General features: G+C 67.7%; 16 protein-coding genes and 1 other RNA gene. 6 read left to right on the top strand and 11 right to left on the bottom strand.

Going from position 1 to position 22,689, the window contains the following annotated elements; genetic code table 11:
* Positions 1 to 26 precede the first annotated feature (26 nt).
* Positions 27 to 2,114, bottom strand: coding sequence for a putative bifunctional diguanylate cyclase/phosphodiesterase (locus tag ACFPN5_RS05205; RefSeq protein ID WP_379780805.1), 2,088 nt, complete (start codon positions 2,112 to 2,114; stop codon positions 27 to 29).
* On the bottom strand, positions 2,107 to 3,153 hold the full coding sequence (locus ACFPN5_RS05210) for an HDOD domain-containing protein (protein ID WP_379780807.1): 1,047 nt from the start codon (positions 3,151 to 3,153) through the stop codon (positions 2,107 to 2,109). Before ACFPN5_RS05210 ends, ACFPN5_RS05205 begins: the two co-directional genes overlap by 8 nt.
* A 388-nt stretch (positions 3,154 to 3,541) precedes the next feature.
* On the opposite strand from ACFPN5_RS05210, the gene ACFPN5_RS05215 reads away from it, so the two are divergent.
* From ACFPN5_RS05215 to ACFPN5_RS05230, 4 genes are all read left to right on the top strand, one after another.
* Positions 3,542 to 5,608, top strand: coding sequence for a carbon starvation CstA family protein (locus tag ACFPN5_RS05215; protein WP_379780809.1), 2,067 nt, complete (start codon positions 3,542 to 3,544; stop codon positions 5,606 to 5,608).
* Positions 5,608 to 5,805: a YbdD/YjiX family protein gene (locus tag ACFPN5_RS05220; protein WP_379780811.1), complete on the top strand. Its 198-nt coding sequence runs from the start codon at positions 5,608 to 5,610 to the stop codon at positions 5,803 to 5,805. The genes ACFPN5_RS05215 and ACFPN5_RS05220 overlap by 1 nt, the downstream gene beginning before the upstream one ends.
* A 242-nt stretch (positions 5,806 to 6,047) precedes the next feature.
* Complete coding sequence (locus ACFPN5_RS05225; protein WP_465263163.1) at positions 6,048 to 8,885, top strand: response regulator; 2,838 nt, start codon at positions 6,048 to 6,050, stop codon at positions 8,883 to 8,885.
* Positions 8,885 to 11,101 (top strand): putative bifunctional diguanylate cyclase/phosphodiesterase, encoded by a 2,217-nt coding sequence (locus ACFPN5_RS05230; protein ID WP_379780932.1) that lies wholly within the window; start codon positions 8,885 to 8,887, stop codon positions 11,099 to 11,101. The genes ACFPN5_RS05225 and ACFPN5_RS05230 overlap by 1 nt, the downstream gene beginning before the upstream one ends.
* 13 nt (positions 11,102 to 11,114) lie before the next feature.
* On the opposite strand, the gene ACFPN5_RS05235 is transcribed toward ACFPN5_RS05230, so the two are convergent.
* A complete protein-coding gene (locus tag ACFPN5_RS05235; protein ID WP_379780815.1) occupies positions 11,115 to 13,511 on the bottom strand; it encodes a penicillin acylase family protein in 2,397 nt (798 codons plus the stop codon).
* Between the two features lie 195 nt (positions 13,512 to 13,706).
* Here ACFPN5_RS05235 and ACFPN5_RS05240 point away from each other — a divergent pair, with 195 nt between their 5' ends.
* Complete coding sequence (locus ACFPN5_RS05240) at positions 13,707 to 13,985, top strand: hypothetical protein (protein WP_379780817.1); 279 nt, start codon at positions 13,707 to 13,709, stop codon at positions 13,983 to 13,985.
* 40 nt (positions 13,986 to 14,025) lie between these two features.
* Here the strand turns inward: ACFPN5_RS05240 and ACFPN5_RS05245 are convergent, their stop codons facing one another.
* From ACFPN5_RS05245 to ACFPN5_RS05270, 6 genes are all read right to left on the bottom strand, one after another.
* Positions 14,026 to 14,862, bottom strand: a complete 837-nt coding sequence (locus ACFPN5_RS05245) for a DUF2334 domain-containing protein (protein WP_379780819.1) — start codon at positions 14,860 to 14,862, stop codon at positions 14,026 to 14,028.
* Complete coding sequence (locus ACFPN5_RS05250) at positions 14,849 to 15,985, bottom strand: glycosyltransferase family 4 protein (RefSeq protein WP_379780821.1); 1,137 nt, start codon at positions 15,983 to 15,985, stop codon at positions 14,849 to 14,851. Before ACFPN5_RS05250 ends, ACFPN5_RS05245 begins: the two co-directional genes overlap by 14 nt.
* Positions 15,986 to 16,097: 112 nt before the next feature.
* On the bottom strand, positions 16,098 to 16,688 hold the full coding sequence (gene recR / locus ACFPN5_RS05255) for a recombination mediator RecR (RefSeq protein WP_379780823.1): 591 nt from the start codon (positions 16,686 to 16,688) through the stop codon (positions 16,098 to 16,100).
* 31 nt (positions 16,689 to 16,719) lie between these two features.
* Entirely contained in the window at positions 16,720 to 17,049 is a 330-nt protein-coding gene (locus tag ACFPN5_RS05260) for a YbaB/EbfC family nucleoid-associated protein (protein ID WP_193686481.1), read from the bottom strand.
* A 33-nt stretch (positions 17,050 to 17,082) separates the two neighbouring features.
* Positions 17,083 to 19,332 (bottom strand): DNA polymerase III subunit gamma/tau, encoded by a 2,250-nt coding sequence (locus ACFPN5_RS05265; protein ID WP_379780825.1) that lies wholly within the window; start codon positions 19,330 to 19,332, stop codon positions 17,083 to 17,085.
* Positions 19,333 to 19,392: 60 nt separating this feature from the next.
* Positions 19,393 to 20,850, bottom strand: a complete 1,458-nt coding sequence (locus tag ACFPN5_RS05270) for a methyl-accepting chemotaxis protein (RefSeq protein WP_379780827.1) — start codon at positions 20,848 to 20,850, stop codon at positions 19,393 to 19,395.
* Between the two features lie 238 nt (positions 20,851 to 21,088).
* On the opposite strand from ACFPN5_RS05270, the gene ACFPN5_RS05275 reads away from it, so the two are divergent.
* Positions 21,089 to 21,760: a hypothetical protein gene (locus ACFPN5_RS05275; RefSeq protein ID WP_379780829.1), complete on the top strand. Its 672-nt coding sequence runs from the start codon at positions 21,089 to 21,091 to the stop codon at positions 21,758 to 21,760.
* A gap of 63 nt (positions 21,761 to 21,823) precedes the next feature.
* On the opposite strand, the gene ffs is transcribed toward ACFPN5_RS05275, so the two are convergent.
* Positions 21,824 to 21,922, bottom strand: an RNA gene (gene ffs, locus ACFPN5_RS05280) — signal recognition particle sRNA small type.
* 64 nt (positions 21,923 to 21,986) lie between these two features.
* Entirely contained in the window at positions 21,987 to 22,679 is a 693-nt protein-coding gene (locus tag ACFPN5_RS05285; protein WP_379780831.1) for a type 1 glutamine amidotransferase domain-containing protein, read from the bottom strand.
* Positions 22,680 to 22,689 lie beyond the last annotated feature (10 nt).

The raw sequence follows: 22,689 nt of genomic DNA on the forward strand, positions 1-22,689 counted from the left end.
CGGCAGTGTATCGGCACAGGAAGACCCTAGACCAGCAACCAGTTCTCCCGCAGCCCCTGCTCGAAGCGCGCGGCCGGCAACGGCGCCGCGTACAGGTAGCCCTGCACTTCGTCGCAGCCCGAGTCGCGCAGGAAGGCCAGCTGTTCGAGCGTCTCCACGCCCTCGGCGATCACGCGGTGTCCAAGCTGGCGGCCGATGCTGATGATGGTGCTGGCGATCGCGCAGTCGCTGGCGTCGTTCGGGATGCCGGTCGTGAACGAGCGGTCGATTTTCAGGGTGTGGATCGGGAAGCGCTTCAGGTAGGACAGGCTCGAGTAACCGGTGCCGAAGTCGTCCAGCGACAGGGCCACGCCCAGCGCGTTGATGCGGTCCATGATGCCGATCACGCGGTCGATGTCGTGCATCAGCGTGCTTTCGGTGATTTCCAGCTCCAGCCAGCAGGGATCGAGCGCATAGCGCGCCAGCGTGGCAGCCACGCGCTCCGGCAGCGAGGCCGTGAACTCGCGGGCCGACACGTTCACGGCCAGGCGCAGCGGCGGCAGGCCGGCGCGCTGCCACTCGGCCGCCTGGGCGCAGGCCTGCTCCAGCACCCATTCGCCCACCTGCACGATCAGGCCCGTCGTTTCGGCCAGCGGGATGAAGTCCATCGGCGGCACCAGGCCGCGCTCCGGATGCGCCCAGCGCACCAGGGCTTCGGCCCCGACGATCCTGTCGGTGCCAATTTCAAACTTCGGCTGGTAGTAGAGCAGCAGTTCGCCATGGCCGAGCGCGTGGCGCAGGCCCGATTCGAGGTACATGCGCTCGTGCATGCCCTGGTTCATCTCGACACCGTAAAAGGCGACGCTGCGGTCCGGGTTCGCATGCCCCTCCTTGGCGCGCGCCATGGCAATGTCGGCCATGCGCAGGAGCGTGTCGGCATCCATGCCGTCCTGCGGGTAGACGCTGATGCCGACGCTGGCGCCGACGCGCAGGTCGTGGCCGTCGATCAGGAATGGCGCATCCAGGGCGGCCTGCAGTTTCTGGGCCACCGTGGTGGCCTCGAAATGCTGGCGGATGTCGAACAGGCCGACGGCGAATTCGTCGCCGGACAGGTGCGCCACCACGTCTTCTTCGCGCAGCGTGCCGCGCAGGCGGCCCGCGACCTGGCGCAGCAGCTCGTCGCCGACGCGGCGGCCGAGGGTGTCGTTGACCAGCTTGAAGCGGTTCAGGTCGAGGAACAGCACGCAGCCGGCCGCGTCGTTGCGCTGCGCAACCATCAGCGCCTGGTCCACCAGGCGCGCGAACAGGGTGCGGTTGGGCAGCCCGGTCAGTTCGTTGTAATACGCGAGGTGGTGCAGGCGCTCTTCGGCCAGCTTGCGCTCCGTGATGTCGGTGAGGTAGGCGATCAGCCCGACCGGGCGCTCGTCGAGGTCGCGCAGCGGGGTGAGCGACAGGCTGGCCCAGAAGACTTCGCCCGACTTTTTCCTGCGCCGTACTTCCATCATGCGCCCGCCCCCTTCGGCAAAGGCGTCGGGCTGGCTCATGTCGTCCGTCCCGTCCTCGTCGGCATACAGGAACAGGATGTTGTGGCCGACCGCTTCCAGTGCCGAATAGCCGAACAGGCGTTCGGCGCCGCCGTTCCAGCTCGTGATGTAGCCCATCAGGTCGAGCGTGAGCACCGATTCGTGGATCTGGTCCAGGATCTGCGACTGCTGCGCCAGCTGCCCTTCGACCTGGGCATAGGCGTGCGTCGCGCGCTGGGCCAGCGAATGCACCTGCAGCAGGGTGCCGGTGAGGGCGGCCAGGCCGGCGAGCAGGCGGCGGTCCTCAAGGTCGTAGTCAGGCCGCCCGGCTACTTCATAGCACCCGTAGAAGCTGCCATCGAGGTGGATCTCGTGCACCAGCGTGCCGCTGGCCGTTACGCACGGTTCGGGTGCGGGATCGAGCGGGTCGGCCGGCAGGAAGCGTCCCGCGGGGCTGGCCAGCAGCATGCGCGCGATGCGACCCAGCTCTTCGGTCAATGCATCGCCGCGCAGGCGCGTCACGGCCGCGCCCAGGGCCGCGCTGCAGGCAACGAAGTCGCCACCTGAGTCCTGGCGCAAGCCCTTGCCGTTCACCGCCAGCGCGCTAGACATTGCGGCTCACCTGGATGGCCCAGTGGTGGGCGTGCAGCAGGCTCGCCCACCAGGTGGCGCCGTCGATGCCGGCCGCCCGCAGCGCGTCGCTGTCCGCACCATGCTCGGCCATGCGCAGCCGCTCGCCCAGCGCGCCGGAGCGCTCCAGCAGCGCGGCCTCGACGTGGCCAGGCAGGCGCAGGTCGCCGACGATGTCCTGCATCGGCATGCCGAGCAGACGGTCGAGCAGGGAAAAGGCGCCAGTCATGAAAGCCAGGTCCTGCTCGTCGCGCTCGCCGCCTTCGGCCTTGCACAGCATCTCGAGCTGGCCGGCGCGCAGCGCCGCCAGCGGCAGCAGCAGGTTCGGCAGGCCATCGGCGGAACCGCCCGCGTACAGCAACAACTGCAGCCAGCGCTGCAGCTGGCGCCGGCCGAGGACGGCGATCGCCTGGACGTAGCCGGTGATCGGGGTGTTGAGGGCGAAAGCGGCCGAGTTCACCAGCCGCAGCAGGTGGAAGGACAGTACCGGATCCTGCTTGAGCACGAGTTCGAGTTCACGCGAATCGGCGTCGCGCGCCAGCAAGGCCAGCAGGCCAAGCAGGCGCCGGCGCGAGGTGCCGTCCTGGCCCTGCCCTCCTGCGGCATCGAACGGATAAGCGCCGCTGAACCAGTCGAAGCCGGCCCTTGCGCATTCGGCAAAACGCCCTGCGCTGTCGACCCGGCGCGCCAGGTGCGGGCCGAAAGAAGGCAGCAGGCTGGAGGGAGGCGGTGCGCCGTCGCGGCAGTCGAGCGCCACGGCGGGGGCGGCGCTCGGGCGCAGCACGCTTGGTGGCAGCGCGCCATCGAGCATCAGGCGGTAGCCGCGCTCGTGCAGCGCGGCGATCTGCTTCTGCGCACCATCGTGCGCCAGCGCGGCGGCGTCGAAAGCCAGCACCACGCGGTTCGGCGGCAGCAGCGACAGCAGGTTCGGAGTGAGGATGGAAGGCGCGTCCAGGCGCAGCACGCAGTCGAGCGGAGCGATGGCAGCCAGCAGGTCGGCGTTGCCGAAAAGCGTTCCCAAGGTGTCCGGCGTGACCGGTCCCGTTGCGGTCTCAATGAGCAGTGCGACCCACCCGTTCTGCCGGTTGGCGACGGGGTGCAGGCAAACGGGCGGAAATGGGTTCGAGTCCGGCACAGCCATCGGGCGTCTTCCATGTGGTCAGTCGAACCATCTTAGTCGAGCCTTTAACTAAAAGCAACACAAAATGTTTCCTTATGGATACACATGTATGCACAAGCTAGGTATTAATACGTAGACAGTATGGCATCACCTTCCGGTTAGAATCATGCGCTTGCCTTTTACCTAATAGTGCAAGATACGTGCGAATTCGGGTCGGCCTTGCGTCATCCCGTTGCCGTGCCGGGTGGCGGATGCGCCGCACCTCATCAGAAAAACCTTTGGAGACACCATGAAAAGCCTCGGAAACAAACTCGGCTGGGCGGCGATCTCACTCCTGGGCGCTGGTGCGCTTGCCTATGTGGCCCTGCGCCGTGGCGAGTCAATCAATGCCGTGTGGGTGGTTGCCGCCGCGGTCTGCGTTTATCTCATCGCCTACCGTTTTTACAGCCTCTACATCGCCACGAAAGTGATGGGCCTCGACCCCGGCCGCCAGACCCCCGCCTACAAATACAACGACGGCCTCGACTACGTGCCGACCAACCAGTACGTGCTGTTCGGCCACCACTTCGCCGCCATCGCCGGCGCCGGGCCGCTGGTGGGCCCGGTCCTCGCCGCGCAGATGGGCTACTTGCCGGGCATGATGTGGATCCTGGCCGGCGTGGTCTTCGCCGGCGCCGTGCAGGACTTCATCGTCCTGTTCATGTCGATGCGCCGCGACGGCCGCTCGCTGGGCGACCTGATCAAGTCGGAAATGGGCGAGATCCCGGGCGTGATCGCCTTGTTTGGTACTTTCATGATCATGGTCATCATCCTCGCCGTGCTGGCGCTGATCGTGGTCAAGGCGCTGACCGGTTCGCCATGGGGCACCTTCACCGTGATGGCAACGATCCCGATTGCGCTGTTCATGGGTGTGTACTCGCGCTATGTGCGCGTCGGGCGCATCGGCGAAATCTCGATCATCGGCTTCATCCTGCTGATGCTGGCCATCATCGGCGGCCAGTGGGTGCACGAATCCCCTACCCTGGGCCCGATGTTCACCTTCACCGGTCCTGAACTGACCTGGATGCTGATCGGCTACGGCTTCGTCGCCTCGGTCATTCCGGTCTGGCTGCTGCTGGCCCCGCGCGACTACCTGTCGACGTTCCTGAAAATCGGCACCATCGTCGGCCTGGCGATCGGCATCCTGCTGGTCGCCCCGCACATGCAGATGCCGGCCGTGACCCGCTTCGTCGACGGCTCCGGCCCGGTCTGGTCGGGCAACCTGTTCCCCTTCCTGTTCATCACCATCGCCTGCGGCGCGGTGTCGGGTTTCCACGCGCTGATCTCCTCGGGCACGACGCCGAAGATGATCGAGAACGAAAGCCATGCCCGTTTCATCGGCTACGGCGCCATGCTGATGGAGTCGTTCGTGGCGATCATGGCCCTGGTCGCCGCCTCGACCATCGACCCGGGCATCTATTTCGTGATGAACGCGCCGGCGGCGCTGCTGGGCACCACTGCCGAGTCGGCCGCCGCGGCGGTGTCGAACTGGGGCTTCGTGATCACGCCCGACACCATTACGCAAACGGCGAAAAACGTCGGCGAGCACACCATCATTTCGCGTGCCGGCGGTGCGCCGACGCTTGCCGTTGGCATGGCCAACATCCTGTCGAACGTGATCGGCGGCCCGGCAATGATGGCCTTCTGGTACCACTTCGCGATCCTGTTCGAGGCGCTCTTCATCCTGACCGCGGTGGACGCGGGTACCCGCGCCGGCCGCTTCATGCTGCAAGACCTGCTGGGCGCCTTTGCCCCGGCCCTGAAGCGCACCGAGTCGCTGCCGGCCAACCTGCTGGCCACCGGCCTGTGCGTGGCGGCCTGGGGCTACTTCCTGTACCAGGGCGTGGTCGATCCGCTGGGCGGCATCAACACCCTGTGGCCGCTGTTCGGCATTGCCAACCAGATGCTGGCTGGTATCGCCCTGATGCTCGGCACCGTCGTGCTGTTCAAGATGAAGCGCGGCAAGTATGCCTTCGTCACGGTGGTGCCGACCATCTGGCTGCTGATCTGCACCCTGACCGCCGGCTGGCAAAAGATCTTCCACGAAAACGTGAGGATCGGCTTCGTCGCCCACGCGCAGAAGTTCCAGGCGGCGCTTGACCAGGGCCAGGTGCTGGCACCGGCCAAAACCATCGGCGAAATGGAGCGCATCATCTTCAACGACTACCTCGACGCCGCGCTGGCCGGCTTCTTCATGGTGGTGGTGCTGGCGGTGCTGTACTACGGCATCCGCACGGTGATCGACGCCCGCAAGAGCGGCAACCCGACGACCAAGGAATCGCCGTTCGTGGCCGGCGTTTCGCCACAGGTGCCGTGATGCTCGCCACCCTTGCACAGGCCGGCCGCTACCTCGGGCAAAGCATGCGCCTGATGGTCGGCCTGCCGGAATACGACACCTACCTCGCGCACATGGAGCGCGAGCATCCGGATAAGCCCGCGATGACCTACGAGGAGTTTTTCCGCGAGCGCCAGGAAGCGCGCTATGGCTCGGGGCGTAGCGGGGGGTGTTGCTAGTAGATACACCATGCAGCATCCATAAAGGTGGACGGGTTCTCCCGTCCACCCACGTCCCTCCGCTCGATCCCTGTAGTTTCGCAACTTTCCCCATACCAACCGCTTTGCGCCAACGCAAAGCCGTCCCCCGCCCTCCCAAGTAATATTTTTTCTTGCAGGAATTTGCATTTCTGCAAGGAGGGCAGGTGCGCAGCCGTTGGGCGCCGGCCCGCATCGCCATGCTGCTCCTGCACATTGCCTCCATGCCGAATCTAGCGCGCTCCAGCCTGAACCGAAAACTGACGATGATGTCCCTGCTCTCGACCGGCACGGCATTGCTGTTCGTCTTCGTCGCCTTCGCCGTCGCCTCGGTATTCAATCACCGCGAGGAAGCCGGCACCCAGCTATCGTCGCTGGCCGGCGTGGTGGCCGTCAACAGCGCCGACGCGCTCGTGTTCAACGACCGCAGCCTGGCCGGCACCCTGCTGGCCGCGCTCAAGACCAAGGAAGACATTTCGCTGGCCGCGCTCTACGACAAGCGCGGCCGCCTGTTCGCCTCCTACAACTCGCCCGCGCACGTGGGCGGCAAGCCGCAGCCGATGCTGGAGGTGTCCGGCGCGGAGGAACTGGCCGCGGCCAACCTGGCGGGCAGCCGCCTGTGGTCGCCGCGCATGCGCCTGTACCTGCCCGTGATGGGCGGCCAGTCGCAGGTCGGCGTGCTGGTGATCGAGGCCGACCTGCTGCCAATGTGGCGCGACATCCGGGAAAGCGTCGGCGTGGCGGGCGCGGCGATGTGCGTGTCCCTGCTGGTGGCGATGGTGCTGGCGCGGCGTTTCACGCACAGCATCGCCGACCCGGTCACGAAACTGATCGAGGCGGCCCGCAAGGTGTCGGAGAGCCAGAACTACACGCTGCGCGTCGCGCACCAGCGCACCGACGAACTAGGCATGCTGATCGACAGCTTCAACGACATGCTGGCGCAGATCGAGGGACGCGGCGCCGCCCTCACCCTGCACCGCGACGAACTCGAGCGCCAGGTCAGCGTGCGCACCGAGCAGCTCGAGCGCGCCAAAAACGCGGCCGAGGCTGCCAGCCGCGCGAAGAGCGCCTTCCTGGCCACCATGAGCCACGAGATCCGCACCCCGATGAACGGCGTGCTCGGCATGACCGAAATGCTGCTCGGTACCAGCCTCTCCGAGACCCAGCGCAACTACACGCGCCTGGCCAAGCGCTCGGGCGAGCATCTGCTGGTCATCATCAACGACATCCTCGACTTTTCCAAGATCGAGGCCGGCAAGCTCACCATCGAATACATCAACTTCAACCTGTGGGACCTGCTCGACGACATCCACACGGTCTACACCCCGCAAGCCCAGAACAAGGGCATCGCGCTCGATTTCGACATCGCCAACGACATCCCGGTGGCCATTTGCGGCGACCCGAACCGGCTGCGCCAGATCATGGCCAATTTGCTCGGCAACGCCATCAAGTTCACCGAGCAGGGCCGGATCGAGGCACGGGTGCGCGTCGCCACCGAGGACAGCCAGGCCGTGATGCTGCGCTTCGAGGTGATCGATACCGGCATCGGCATTTCGCGCGAGGCGCGCAGTCGCCTGTTCGAAGCCTTCTCCCAGGCCGACGACTCGACCACCCGCAAGTTCGGCGGCACGGGCCTGGGCCTGGCGATCTCGAAGCAGCTGGTGGAACTGATGGGCGGGGCGATCGGCGTCGACAACGGCGCCCGGCAGGGTTCCGTGTTCTGGTTCACGGTCAGCTTCGACAAGCGCCGGGTCGACCCTGACGCCCCCAGCGAGCAGCTGCACACCCTCGAAGGCATCCGCGTGCTGGTGGTCGACGAAAACGAAACCAGCCGCGTCGGTCTGGAACGCCACCTGGCAGCCTGGAACGTCGCCTGCGAGGGCGCCGTGTCGGCCCTCGACGCAGTCACGCGCCTGCGCTCGGCCGCCGGCGCCGGCCGGCCCTTCGACGCGGCGGTCATCGACATGGAATTGACGCAGTCGAGCGGCCTGCTGCTGGCCACGACGATCAAGGCCGACCCGCTCACGCGGCCGACGCGCCTGATCCTGCTCAGCCCCGAGCGGCTGGCGGCTGATCCGGTCCAGCGGCGCGAGGCGGGCGTGGCCTACCAGCTGATCGAGCCGGCGCGCGCGGCCGACCTGTTCGCCTGCCTCGGCACCCGTCCGCGCGGCGTCACCGCGCCAGCCGCGCAGTTCCTGCCCCCGCCCGCGCAGGATGGAAATGCGCGCAGTGGTCAGCCAGGAGCGGGCAAGCCGCGCGTGCGGCGCGTGCTGCTGGCCGAGGACAATCCGGTCAACGTCGAAGTGGCCAAGGCCATGCTCGAGAGCCTGGGCCTGCAGGCGCACGTCGCGCAGAATGGCTTCGAAGCGTTAGAGGCGGTGCGCTCCAACAATTTTGAAGCGGTGCTGATGGATTGCCAGATGCCGGTGATGGACGGTTTTGCCGCCACCGCGGCGATCCGGCACGAGGAAACGGAGGCCGGCCGCGCACGCACCCTGCCGGTCATTGCGATCACGGCCAACGCCCTGCAGGGCGACCGCGAAGCCTGCCTGGCCGCCGGCATGGATGACTACCTGTCGAAACCGTTCACCCAGGCCGAGCTGGCCGCCGTGGTCGGGCGCTGGATGGCGCTGCCGCTCTCGGCCAGCGTGCACCACGACGAGGCCCCGCCGACGCTGCCAGCGGAAACCCGCGAAGTGATCCAGCGCGACGTCATCAACGCCGGCGCGCTCGAGAAGATCCGCGCGCTCAGCCAGCTGGGCGGCGACGCCCTGGTGCAGAAGGTGATCGCCGCCTATGTCGGCGACACGCCGCGCCAGCTGCAGGCGCTGCACCGGGCGGTCGACGGGCAGGACGCCGATACCGTGCGCCGCGTCGCCCACAGCCTGAAGTCGGCCAGCGCCAACGTCGGCGCCGACACCCTCGCGCGCCTGTGCAAGGACCTCGAACACCTCGGCCGCAGCGCCAGCGTCATCGGTGCGGCCGACCTGCTGTCCGACATGGAACAGGAATTCCAGGCGGTCCAGCACTCGCTCAATGCCATGCTAGAGAAGGAAACATGATGCCAGCCTCCCCTGCCCCACAACGCGCTATCCGTGGAACTGTGCTGGTCGCCGACGACGATCCGGTGATGCGCCTCCTGATGCTGGAAATGCTGCAGCAGGTGGGATTAAATGGTATCGAGGCTCAGGACGGCCGCGAAGCCGTCGTCCTCGCCTCAAGTCGCCGCCCCGACCTGATCCTGATGGACGTCGAGATGCCGCACCTGGACGGCTTTTCCGCCTGCCGCGCGATCCGCCGCGCCGAAGGACCGGGCGCCTCGGTACCAATCGTGATGGTCACCGGCGGCGACGACGTCGAAGCCGTCACCAGCGCCTACGAGGCCGGCGCCACCGATTTCGTCTCGAAGCCGATCAACTGGCCGATCCTCGGCCACCGCGTGCTGTACGTGCTGCGCGCCAGCGACGCCATCGCCCGCCTGCGCATCGCCGACGCCCAGAACCGCGCCGTGCTGGCGGCGATCCCCGACACCTTCTTTCGCATGAACTGCGACGGTTTCTACCTCGATTATGAGCCGGGCCGCGGCAGGATGAACGGCTTGCAGGGCCGCGGCTTGCCGCGGCGCCGCGACGGCGCCATGGAGGACGCGGTGCCGTTCACCAGCGAGCGCTGCGTCGGCCGCCACATCACCGAAGTGCTGCCGCAGGAGATCGCCGCGCGCGTGATGACCCAGCTGGCCGAGGTGCTGCGCACCGAGCAGGTGCGCTCGGTCGAGTATGAACTGGTGCGCTTCGGCGAAACCCAGCATTTCGAAGCGCGCCTGGTGGCCACCGGTCCCTCCGAGGTGCTCGGCCTGGTACGCGACATCAGCGAGAGGAAGCGCACCGAGGAGCAGATCCGGCGCCTGGCCTATTGCGACAGCCTGACCGGCATCCCGAACCGCCAGGCTTTCCTCGAGACGCTCGAGCGCGAGCTGCAGCGCTCGAAGGTCGGCAACAAGAAGTTCGCCGTGCTGTTCATGGACCTCGACTCCTTCAAGCGCATCAACGACACGCTCGGCCACAACGTCGGCGACCACCTGCTGAAAATCGTCTCGGAGCGCCTGCGCGAGACGATCCGCCCGAGCGACCTGGTGTCGAGAAGTGAAGCTCTCCCCGGCGACGCGTCGCATGGCGGTGCTTCGACTGAATCGTCCTCCCTGGCGCGCCTCGGCGGCGACGAATTCACGATCCTGATTCCCGACCTGGAGCGGGTCGAGCATGCGCTCAACGTCGCCCACCGGGTCAAGGAAGCGATGCGCCGCCCCTTCCTGATCGAAGGGCACGAGATCTTCGTCACCGCCAGCATCGGTATTTCGCTGTTCCCGGAAGACGGCGACGACTGCAATTCGCTGCTCAAGTACGCCGACACCGCGATGTACCACGCCAAGAACTGCGGCAAGAACAACGCCAAGCTGTACAGCTCTTCGCTGACGATGCAGATCATGAGCCATGTGAAGCTCGAGGTGGGCCTGCGCAAGGCCTTGCAGAACAACGAGCTGTACCTGCTGTACCAGCCGCAGCTCGACGTGCGCTCGTCGGAAATCGTCGGTGTCGAGGCGCTGGTGCGCTGGCGCCATCCGGAGCGCGGCATCATCTCGCCGACCGAGTTCATTCCGCTGGCCGAGGAGACCGGCCTGATCGTGCCGATCGGCGAATGGGTGCTGCGCACGGCCTGCAACCAGGCCAGGCTCTGGCAGGGCCTGCCGCGCCGGCCGGTGCGCATGGCGGTGAACCTGTCGGCCAAGCAGTTCAAGGACGAGAACCTGTCCCAGATCGTGCTCTCGGCCCTGGACGACACCGGACTCGACCCGAAGCTGCTCGAGCTCGAGCTCACCGAAGGCACGCTGATGGACGACGCGATGGCGACGCTCGCCACGCTCGAACGCCTGCGCGGCATCGGCGTCTACCTGTCGATCGACGATTTCGGCACCGGCTACTCGTCGATGAACTACCTGAAGCGCTTCGACGTGCGCGCGCTGAAGATCGACCGCAGTTTCATTTCGGGCCTGCCCCAGGATTCGGAAAACGCGGCCATCACGCGCGCCATCATCGCCATGGCGCACGGCCTGAAAATGGCGGTGGTGGCCGAAGGCGTCGAGACCGACGAGCAGTTGCTGCTGCTCGAGCAGTACGGTTGCGACATGGTGCAGGGCTACTTCCTGGGCCACCCTTCGAGCGCCGATGCGATGACGCTGATGCTGGGCCCCCTGCACACGGCGCTGCCGGCAATTAAGTAAACAGGTCCTCCACTCAGCGGGCCGGCGCCAGCAGCAAGGTCGTGCGCGCCGGCCCCGGCAACAGCGGCACCGGCGTGCCGCGCACCCACTCGGCATGCCCGCGCAGGAAGAAGGGCGACAGCGGATGGCCGCTCTGCCCGCCGGGCATGTTGTACAGCCCCTCTTCCTCGCGTCCGGGCGAGACCGTCATCCGTTCCGACTGGCCGAAGCGCGGCCCGGCCACGCGCGGCATGTGCGCGTCGCCGGGCTGCGGGTCGCGCGGCACGCCCAGCCATCCGCCCAGCGCCGGCACCGCCAGCGCGATCGGATGCGCGAACGCGGCCGTGTTGCGCGCGCCCCAGCTGGCCTGCGCCAGCGGCACGCCTTCGCGGTCGAGGTCGGCGATGACGCGGTCGATCGCGGCAAGTTGTACCGCGCGCCAGTCGGGCATCCCGGGCGGCAGCCAGCCGGGCGGCGCCTCGTCCAGCAAGCGCGCCACGACGGCCGGCCAGCGCGGATTGGCCAGCGCCATCGCCGCCTTCGGGTCCAGCGCCGCCATGCGTTCGTTGGCGCTGCCGAACAGCAGGTCGTGCAGCGCCCACATGAAGTTGCGCGCCAGCCGGTAACCGCGCGAATCGACGCTGGCGCGGCCGTCCCAGCTCGTCTCGAGCAGGCGGCGCAATTCGGCGCGGCGCGGATGGCCCTTCGTCGCGGCAGCGTCCAGCACGCGCAGGGCGCGCTCGCGCCAGCCGGAGATGAACAGCGCGCGGTCGTCGAGCGCCACCGCGAACGCCTGCGGCACGTCGGTGCGGCTTCCGAGCCGGCGCAGGCCCTCGGCCAGCTGGCTGCCGCGCGCGCCGAGGTCGAAGCCGCCATCGCCCAGCAGCGCGCTGCCCGGCCCCATCAGGGTGCGGCTGTTCGCCGTCGAGAGCTGGCCGCCCGGCGGATTGACGATGCGCGGATAGTCTTGCGGCGCGAGCAGGCCACTCCAGGCCGGGGTCCCGGCCGGCAAGGGAAAGCTGGTCTCGATGCCGCCGCGGGCCCGCTGTGGCAGGCGCCCGGCAATCGTCCAGCCGATGTTGCCGGCGGCGTCGCCGGCGACGAAATTCTGGGCCGGGATGCCGTTGGTGGCGGCAATCGACAAGGCCGCGTCGAGGCTCGCCGCGCCTTCCAGCTGCAGGTGGTTCAGGTTGACGGCGCCGGGTGCATGCGCCACCCAGTGCAGCGCGTAACGCTGCGTGCCGACGACGCGGATCGGCCCGACGCTGGTCTCGCGCACGACCAGGCGCTCGCTCTCGGCGCCCTTCACGGCGATCGTCTCGACCCATTCGACCGGGCGCTCCCAGCCGCCGGGCGTGCGTACCTGGCCGGGACGCGCAGCGTCGACGCCGAGCTCGACCAGGTCGAAATAGTCGCCATAGCTGTTGGTGAAGCCCCAGGCCACCTTGCCGTTGCTGCCGGCGATGATCAGGGGCGGCGCACCGGGCAAGGTCACGCCCACCAGGCGCCGTTGCCCTCCCTGCCCGCCCGGAAAGCCCAGCGCCAGCCGGTACCAAATATTCGGCAACTGCAGGCCGAGGTGCATGTCGTCGGCGACGATAGCGGCGCCTGTCGTGCTGCGGCTGCCGGCGATCGCGTAGTTGTTGCTGCCGACGGCATGGTCGATGTCGATCGCTGCCAGCTGCACGGTTGCCGTGCGCGGCCTGCCCCACCAGGCGGGGGCCGTTGGCGGCAAGGGCGCCGGCGGCGGCGCCGCGGCACCATCGAGCGGGGTATCCCAGCGGCTGGCCTCGGGCAGCAGGAAGGCGAGCTGGCCCCGATTGCTGTGGTCGCGCAGCCAGCCGCGCGCCAGCTCGCGCGGCTCCTGGTTGCCTTGCAGGTCGATGTACATCGCCCACACGGCCAGCAGCGAATCCTCTTCGCGCCAGGGCGCGGGGGGCGCCCCGAACAGCAGGTACTCGAAGGGGTGGGCGGCAAGCTGCCCCAGGCCGTGGTTGACGCCGGCCACATAGCGCTCGACAAAAGCGCGTTCGGGCGGCGACAGCGCCGCCAGCGCTTCCCTCGCCCGCGCGCGGAAGCGGTGCAGCCGGCGCGCGCGGTCGAGCGGCAACGCGCGCGGGCCGAACAGCTCGGCCAGCTCGCCGGCGGCGGTGCGGCGCAGCAGATCCATCTGGAAGTAACGCTCCTGCGCATGCACGAAGCCGGTGGCGTAAGCGAGGTCGAGGCGGTTCTGCCCGCGGATCAGCGGCACCCCGGCCTCGTCGCGGGCAATCGTCACCGGCGCACGCAAGCCCGGTGCCGCCACCCGGCCGTCGAGTTGCGCGAGGCTGGCGCGCAGGTAAAACCAGGCGGCAAGCAGCGCCAGCAGGGCAAGCCCGGCGACCGCCGCCAGGACGCGCAAGGCCCAGGCCTGCCAGCGGCGCGGTCGCATGCTCCCCTCCCCTTCTTGTTCTTGTTGATTCCAGACAGCTTGCCAGAAAAACCACGGTCGCGAAAGCGCGGTCCGCCACGAATCCTGGGCCTCCCCCGGCCTTTGTGGCTCCGTCCGATTGGCGCGGATCGAGCAGTGTTCTGTTACTTGCGCTAAGCTCGGAACCAGTGAAAGCTACCGAAAAAGGAGTCGGCGATGCGTACCTTGATTGTTCTATCAGCGGCGCTCTTGCTGGGCGCCTGCGCCACCCCGCAGGAGCGGGCGGCGAAGAAGCAAGCGGAGATGGCGGAACTGATCGCCGTCTACGGACCGGCCTGCGACCGGCTCGGCTATGCGCAGCAATCCGACCCGTGGCGAAACTGCATCATCAGCCTCAGCACGAAGGACGAGGTGCAGCGCTACGGCACCCATGCCGGCTATGGCGCATGGGGGCCGCGCTACTGGGGCGGCGGGTTCTGGGGACGGGGCTGGTAAACCGGCAAGGCGCGCAGGGCCCTGAGTTCAGGCCCCGCGCTCAGGAGCGGTGCGGCCTGGCGCCGGGCTGCAGGTGCGCGGCGGCTTCGCGCAGCCTGTCTGCGCAGGCCGCTTTGGTGACGGCCGTGTGCGAGGCCAGCAGGCGCTCGACCAGCCGCTGCGCATGCGCCACCAGGCGCGGATGGCGCACGTCCGGCGGATGCAGGCTCAGCCGCATGAGCGGCGCGCGCGCCAGCAAGCGTGCGGCAATGCTGCCGGCCACGGGCGACAGCGCGCGCCCGCTGCGGTTGCGCGCCGTGTACACGAGCGAGGGTGAGAACACCGAGCGGCCTTCCTGCAGCAGGTGAAAGCGGGTGAAGGTCGTCGTATAGGAAAAACCGAAATCGGGCAGCGCTTGCCAGGCCCCCGGCCCCAGCAGCCAGGCGGGCGCCACGAAACCGGGCGACTGCCAGCCGCGCGCCCAGAACCATTCGAGCCCGAGTTCGATGCGACGCCGCGCCTCGCTGGCAGGCAGCGCGGAAAACTCGCCTTCGCTGCGCGTGTACACGCCGCGCAGGAAGCGTTCGCGCATGCCGCCGGCCGGGCGCTCGGTGTCGAGGTGGGTATAGCCGTGCAGTACCAGCTCGTCGCCGCGCGCGACTGCCGCGTCGAGTCCGGCATGCATGCGCCCGTCGTCATGCCCCTGCCCGCGCTCCTGCGCATGTTCGTGATAATGCGGCACCACCAGCCAGCTGAGGGGAATGTCGCCGACGCTGCGCAGGGCCTGCGCCAGGCGCGCGCACTCGTCCCAAGTGGCGGGCGCGACGTCGTGGATCGACACGCACAGCATGGGCGCAGGTGCGCCGGCGCCGGAACCGGGCAAATCAGTCGGTGACACAGATCCCCCGCGACCCCGGTTCATCCTGCCCGCGCGTGCCGAGCACGCCGTGGTAGCGGCGCATCACCTGGGGCAGGATTTCGTTCCAGTCGTAGCACTCGGCCGCCTTGCGCCGTGCATTCGCGCCCAGCTGCGCCATGTCACGCTCGTAGATCGCTTCGATGGCGCCGGCCAGGCTGTCCACGCAATTCGGTTCGGCCAGGATGCCGGTCTGGTCGTCGACCAGCTCGGCCACGCCGCCGCCGGTCGTGGCCACCACCGGCAGGCCGCAGGCCATCGCCTCCAGCACGATCAGGCCAAAGGTTTCGCAGTCGCCGGGGTGCACCAGCACGTCGCAGCTGGCCAGCAGGCGCGCCAGCTGGCGCTGGTTGTGCTTGAACGGCAGATAAGTGATCTGCGGGTAGCGCGGCAAGTCGAGGCCGCCGCCGACCATGACCAGGTGATAGGGCCGGCCGAGTTTGCGCACGGCTTCGATCAGGAGCGGCAGTTTTTTTTCGGCCGTGAAGCGCCCGGCGTAGACCAGCAGCCGGGCATTCTCGGGCAGGCGCAGGTGCGCGCGCAGGGTCTCGATCCGGCGCGAGGGGTGGAACACGCCCGAATCGATGCCGAGCGGCTGGTGGCGCGCGTCGTGCACGCCCATCTCATGCAATTGCTCGACCATCACCCGGCTTGGCGCGAGCACGAGGTCGAACTGGCGGTACAGGTGGGCCAGGTATTTGCAGGTGACACCCTCGGCCGTCTGGCCAAAGCGCGGCCGCACCAGGCTCGGCAAATCGGAATGGTAGAAGGCGATGGCGGGCACGCCCAGGCGGCGCCGCATCTTGAGCGCCGCCCAGGCGCTGTGGCCGGCGTCGCCCACTTCGATGAGGTCCGGCCGCGCCTGGCGCAGCAGTTTAGTGGGTGCGCGCACCGAGGTCGGCATGCGAAAGCCGTTAATTCCGGGCAGCGCGAACGCGGGTACCCGCACCAGGGCCGGCGCTTCGCCGCCGCTGTCGACATTCGGACTGAGGATGGTGTGCCTGACGCGGCTGTGACGCGCCAGCCAGCGTGCCTTGGCGTTCAGGTAGGTGCTCACGCCGTTGCCTTCAGCGGCGTAGAACATCGTGATATCAACTAGGTGCATGCTCGCAGATCCGCTTGAATGGGGCCACGATAGCAGCGGACCGATGGTGCGGATTGAGCACACGCAAACGGCTAAGCGCCGCTTCGGGCCACCGGGTTTCTTGTCAAGATGATTATGCGCTACGACGGTCGAGCATGGCGCGCGCTATGGTGCCCGCGTCGACATACTCGAGTTCGCCGCCGACGGGAACCCCGCGTGCGAGCCGGCTGACCTTCAGGCCACGGGCCTTGAGCATTTCGCTGATGTAGTGGGCGGTGGCTTCGCCCTCGTTGGTGAAATTGGTCGCGAGCACGACCTCGCCGACGACGCCATCCGCCGCGCGGGCGATGAGCTTGTCGAGGTGCAGGTCTTTCGGACCGATGCCGTCCAGCGGCGAGAGCCGCCCCATCAGCACGAAGTAGAGGCCCTTGTAGGTCAGGGTCTGCTCGATCATCATCTGGTCGGCCGGGGTTTCGACAATGCACAGCATGGCATGGTCGCGCGCGTCGTCGGCGCACATGTCGCAGATCTCGGTGTCGGCGAAGGTGTTGCACATGGCGCAGTGGTGCACCGTGTCGACCGCCTGGTAGAGCGCGCGCGAGAGCATCGCCGCGCCCTCGCGGTCGTGCTGCAGCAGGTGGAAGGCCATGCGCTGGGCCGATTTCGGCCCGATGCCCGGCAGCCGGCGCAGCGCCTCGGTCAGGAAGTCGAGCGACTTGGACATCAGGCGCAATCCCCTGCTTGAGGCGCGCTCATCAGAACGGCATCTTGAAGCCGGGCGGCAGGCCTGGCATGCCGGCGGTCAGGCCGCTCATCTTTTCGGCGGAGGTCGCTTCGGCCTTGCGCACGGCGTCGTTGAAGGCGGCGGCGACCAAGTCTTCCAGCATGTCCTTGTCGTCGGCCAGCAGCGACGGGTCGATCTGCACGCGCTTGACGTCGTTCTTGCAGGTCATCGTGACCTTCACCAGGCCGGCGCCGGACTGGCCTTCGACTTCGATCAGGGCCAGCTGCTCCTGCGCCTTCTTCATGTTGTCCTGCATGGCTTGCGCCTGTTTCATCAAGCCTGCGAGCTGGTTTTTCATCATGATGTGGTTCTCCAATAATCGTTAAAAAAGTGGTCAGGCGATCGGCGGCTTCACCGAGCCGGGCACGACAAAGGCGCCCAGTGTGCGTTCCATTTCCTGCACAAAGGCGTCGCCGGCAACGACTGCTTCGGCCTGGCGCTGGCGCTCTTCGCGCGCGGCCTTGGCCTCGGCGCCCGCCGTGTACCAGACAGGACCGATCTCGGTCTCGACCGTGATGCGCTTGCCCGGGAAGCACTCCTGCAGCGCGGCCTGCAGCTTTTCGCTGTTGCCGCTGGCGCGCAGGGTGTCGACCGGCACGCGCAGGCGGAAGATGGCCGAACCCGCATTGGCGGCGGCGTCGGCATGGCAATCGATCAGTTCCGTCTGCAGCGCCAGCTGCTGCGACACGCCGCGCAGCGGCAGCGTTGCGGCCAGCGCCGGCCAGTTGCCGTCCCAGTCCAGTCCTGGGACCGGCGTGACGACATACTCGTGCGGCGGCCTGGCTTGCGCACGCGCAGTGGTCGGCACGCTCACCGGGGCAGCGACGGCTTGCGCCGAGGCTTCGTTGGCGACGGCGGTATCCTCGGAAAACTCGGTGACCCAGGATGGCGGCTCGTCCTCGCCCGCGGCTTCATTGCCGGCGCGCGCCTGCGGCTGCTGGCGTGCCTCGGCCTGCGCGCCCGGACGATCCCAGGGCGGCGAGGCCCCGGGGCGCGGACCCACGGTCGGCGGCGCGCCGGCAGCCGGTGCAGCCGCATGGGCGCCGGAACCGCCCGGCCCCGCAGCGGGGCCGACATTGATCGGGCGTGCCGGGGCGGGAGCGGCGGCGGCCGGCGCAGTAGGCAAACCCGCAGGCGAACCGCCTGCGGGTTTGCCTTCAACAGCGCCATCCGCGCCCGGCCGCTTGGGCGGCGCACGCTGGCCCGAAGCGGCGCGCGCCGCTTCCAGGGCCGCGTTGATCGCCGCGCGGGCGGAATTCATGGCCGGCGCCGGATTGGCGGCAGGCGCCTGCTGCGGCGCTGGCGCAGATGCGGCCGGCGGCGGCGCAGCGGGGCGTACCGGCGCGCCGGCTTGACTCGCGGGTTGGCTTGCGATTTGGCTCGACACCTGGCTGGCAGCGGCCGCCGAAGCGGCACGCGCCGCCGGTGCCGGACCACGCGGCGCTGCAGCGGAAGCCGGGGCCGCGACGCGCTCGGCGCCGCCCTGCCCTGGCCGAAACGCCAGCATGCGCAGCAGCGTCATGGTGAAGCCCGCGTACTCGTCCGGCGCCAGGCCGATCTCGTTGCGCCCGTGCACGGCGATCTGGTAATACAGCTGCACTTCCTGCGGGTCGAACAGCCCGGCCAGGCGCAGGATGTCGGCCAGTTCCGGCAAATCCTGCGGCACCGCCGCCGGCACCGACTGTGCCAGGGCGATCCGGTGCAGCAAGGTGCCGAGGTCCTGCAGGGCGCCGTTATAGGACAGGCTGCGGCTGGCCATCTCGTCGGCCACGGCCAGCAGGTCGGCCCCGTTTTCATTCGCCAGCGCGTCGAGCAGGCGCACCAGGTAGGACTGGTCGAGCGCGCCGAGCATGCCCTGCACGGCCTCGAGCGTGACGGCACCGGCGGCATAAGCGATGGCCTGGTCGGTCAGCGACAGCGCGTCGCGCATCGAGCCATGGGCGCCTTGGGCCAGCAGGCGCAGGGCCGGCTGCTCGAAGCTGACGCCTTCCTGCCCCAGGATGTTGTCGAGGTGGCCGACGATGTGGCCGGGAGGCATTTGCTTCAGGTTGAACTGGAGGCAGCGCGACAGCACCGTGACCGGGATCTTTTGCGGGTCGGTGGTGGCGAGGATGAACTTGACGTGCTCGGGCGGTTCCTCGAGCGTTTTCAGCATCGAGTTGAACGCGTGGTTGGTCAGCATGTGCACCTCGTCGATCATGTAGACCTTGAAGCGTGCGTTGCTGGGCGCGTACACGGCCTGCTCGAGCAGCTGCGCCATTTCGTCGACGCCGCGGTTCGACGCGGCGTCCATCTCTATATAGTCGACAAAGCGGCCGGCGTCGATCGCGCGGCAGGCTTCGCAGGCGCCGCAAGGCGCGGCCGTGATGCCCCCAGCGCCGTCCGGGCCGGTGCAGTTGAGCGACTTGGCAAGAATGCGCGACAGCGTGGTCTTGCCGACGCCGCGGGTACCCGTGAACAGGTAGGCGTGGTGCAGCCGGCCTGTGCCGAGCGCATGCGTGAGCGCGCGCACGACGTGCTCCTGGCCGACCAGCGTTTCGAAGTTCTTGGGACGGTATTTGCGGGCGAGGACTTGATAGGACATACCAGGATTTTACCGCAGTTGGGCGCTCGCGCCCACATTCGACGGCTGAGGCCCTCCTTCTCAGGCAGCCAGCAGCGCGGGACGCTTGCCGGCGCCGCCGCTGTTGTCGAGATGGAACACGGCAACGACCTCGGCCAGGTGATCGGCCTCGTGCTTCAGCGCGCCGGCCGCCTCGGCCGCGTCGCGCACCATCGCCGCGCTCTCGCGGGTGTCGCTGTCCATGGCGCCGATCGCCTCGCTGATGGCGGCGATGCCCTGGGCCTGCTCGTGGCTTGCGCTGCTGATCTCGCCGATGATGCCCGAGACCCGGTGCACGCTCTCGACCACCTCGTCCATCGTGCGCCCGGCCTGCTGCGCCAGCGTGCTGCCGGCGCTGACCTGGGCGACCGATTCCCCGATCAGGGTCGTGATCTCGCGCGCGGCGCCGGCCGAACGCTGGGCCAGGTTGCGCACCTCGCTGGCGACGACCGCGAAACCCCGGCCCTGCTCGCCTGCCCGTGCCGCTTCGACCGCCGCGTTCAGCGCCAGGATATTCGTCTGAAATGCAATGCCGTCGATGGTCGCGATGATGTCGGCGATGCGGCGCGACGAGGCGTCGATCGCCTCCATGCGCTCGACTACCTGCGCCACCACCTGGCCGCCGCGCGTGGCCACGCCGGACGCCGAACCAGCCAGCGCATCGGCTTGCCGGGCATGGTCGGCGTTCCTGCGCACGGTGCTGGTGAGTTCGGCCATCGAGTCGACCGTGGCCCGGATCGCCTCGGCCTGGCGCGCGGTGCGCAGCGACAGCTCGGCATTGCCCTGCGCGATCTGGTGCGAGGCGGCGCTGGTCGTATGCACGCTGGACTGGACACTGGCCAGGGCGCGCTGCAACAGGCGCACGACGTCCTGCAATGCGCGCCCGCTGTCGCTCATCGCCGGCAACTGGGCGCGCAGGTCGATGGTGCCGCCGGCCGCCTGCAGCGCCGTGACGGTGGCGCGCAGTTCGGCCTCGCGCAGGGACTCGCGGCGCAGCTGCATGGCCAGGAAGCACAGCACTGCCGTTTCGGCGACGACATAGCCGGCATGCACCAGCACGATACCGATGCCGGGCGTTTCCAAGCAGCGCACGCCATAGCCCAGCTCCTGCAAATAATTGAAACTGAGGTGGTGCAAGGCCGTCACGGCGGCGGCGGCGACGATGACGGTCCAGTCGCGGTAGCACAGCAGGAAAGCGAGGGCGACGAACAGGCCGAAATGCAGCTCATCGCGCCCGCCGCCCTGGTGGATGTGCAGGGCGCACATCACGATCAGGGACACCGAGGTCACCATGCGGCTGGCGCGCGTGCCGCCGGCGGTCCAGGCCAGCACCGTCGGCACCAGCGCCGCCGGAATGCCGACCACCAACGCCCACACCAGCGTATCGTGCAGGGCGGACAAGGCCAGGGCGACTGCGAACATGGCCCACAAGATCATCACCATCAGGCGGTCTGCCTGGCGCCAGGTGCGGCATAGTGCTGCGTCGACTTGCGGATTCATGGTTGTCGTTTCCTCATTTGTTGAATTTGTTGATTAAGGGCAACATTACAACAGAGAATCGACCAACACGCGAGCAAACAACGCCGCTTTTGGACGATTTGCAACGTTAATTGACGAAATTGCTTGATCACTTGGTAGCCACTGCCAAGACGCGCATTCAGTGCCAGGGTCGCTGCCAATGTAGCCAGTAACAAGCAGTTCACGTAGACTGTTGCTTTTCGACAAATGGAAACTGGTAATGAAGAAAATGCTTGCCGCGCACCTCCTGCTGGTGCTTGCCCTCCCCTTCACTGCCGAGGCGCAAGAGCGTGAATGGATCCCTTACAAGAAGCTGGTCGAAACGGTCAGGCTGGACAAGTTCCATGCGCTGCCCGCCGCCGAGCGCGACAAGCTCCAGCTCTACACGCGCCTGAATCCCGTCAACAAGGCGATCAAGCCTGCCGACGTGCGGCTGACCGTCGTCGATGGCGCCACCCGCCATCCCATACCGCTGGACGCGCGCGGCCTGGCCCTGGTCGTGCCGAACCCCAAGTGGCTGGCGAACGACGCCAAAATCTGGACCAGCCTGCCGGTTGGGGAGAAGATGAGCATTGGCTTCGACCTCGGCGCTGTCCTGCCCGAAGCGACACAGTGGCATTACGCGAGCGTGATGGGCAGTGTGCCGCAGGCCAACGCCGCGATTGGCAAGGTAGCCGGGGCAATGAGCATGTTCGTGCCGACAATGAACTCGGTGATTTTCAAGTTCGACAAGCCGGCCCAGCTGACGATCAAGACCAGGGCCGGCGACAGGCGCTACGCGACCGACCCCAAGCACCAGTTGCGGCTCAATATCGATGAAGGGCTGTTGAAGGAAAACCCGCTGGTAGCACTGTCGGAACGGCCGTTCCAGGCGGAAATTGACGCGCAGTAGGCGCAGAAAACAAAAAAGCTGCCGAGGGCAGCTTTTTTGAGCTTGTGACGATTGCTCGAATGAGGAGGCGAGCCTGATCTGCGGCACTTGCGGTGAACGGCTTTGGCTGCTTCGTTCCCGACCTGACCAGGTAAACCATGCCACAATGCGCAGGGGCCCGCCAGCGGCCATTATAACCGACCGCGCGCTTTTTGGGGACAGTTGGCAATTCGCCAGTTTTCGCGCATCAACGCTGCTTCTGCGCCTGCAATAGCTGCAGCAAGGCGTGCGCGGCAGGCTCGGACGACGCCGGATTCTGCCCCGTCACCAGGATGCCATCGGTCAGGACATAAGGCTGCCAGTCCGGCCCCTTGCTGTACTTGCCGCCATTTCGCACCAAGACGTCCTCGACCAGGAAGGGCACCACTTCCGTCAGCCCGACCGCCGCTTCCTCGGTATTGGTAAACCCGGTGACCCGCTTGCCGCTGACCAGCGAGGCGCCGTCGGGCCCCTTCGTGTCGCGCAGCACGCCCGGCGCGTGGCAGACCGCCGCCACCGGCTTGCCGGCCGCGAACATGGTTTCGATCAGCCCGATCGAGTCGCGGTCGCCGGCCAGGTCCCACAGCGGGCCATGCCCGCCGGGATAGAACACGGTATCGAATTGTTCCGCCGAGACGCTCGAGAGCGTCACCGTACTGGCCAACGCCTGCTGCGCGGCCGGGTCGGCCTTGAAACGGCGCGTCGCCTCGGTCTGCGAATCGGGCTCGTCGCTCTTCGGGTCGAGCGGCGGCTGCCCGCCCTTCGGCGAGGCCAGGGTCACGTTTGCCCCGGCATCCTTGAATACATAATAAGGAGCGGCGAACTCTTCCAGCCAGAACCCCGTCTTCTTGCCGGTGTCGCCGAGCTGGTCGTGCGATGTCAGTACCATCAGGATATTCATTCGGCCTCCC

Source organism: Massilia niabensis (genome assembly GCF_042655085.1).
Lineage (GTDB): Bacteria > Pseudomonadota > Gammaproteobacteria > Burkholderiales > Burkholderiaceae_D > Telluria > Telluria niabensis.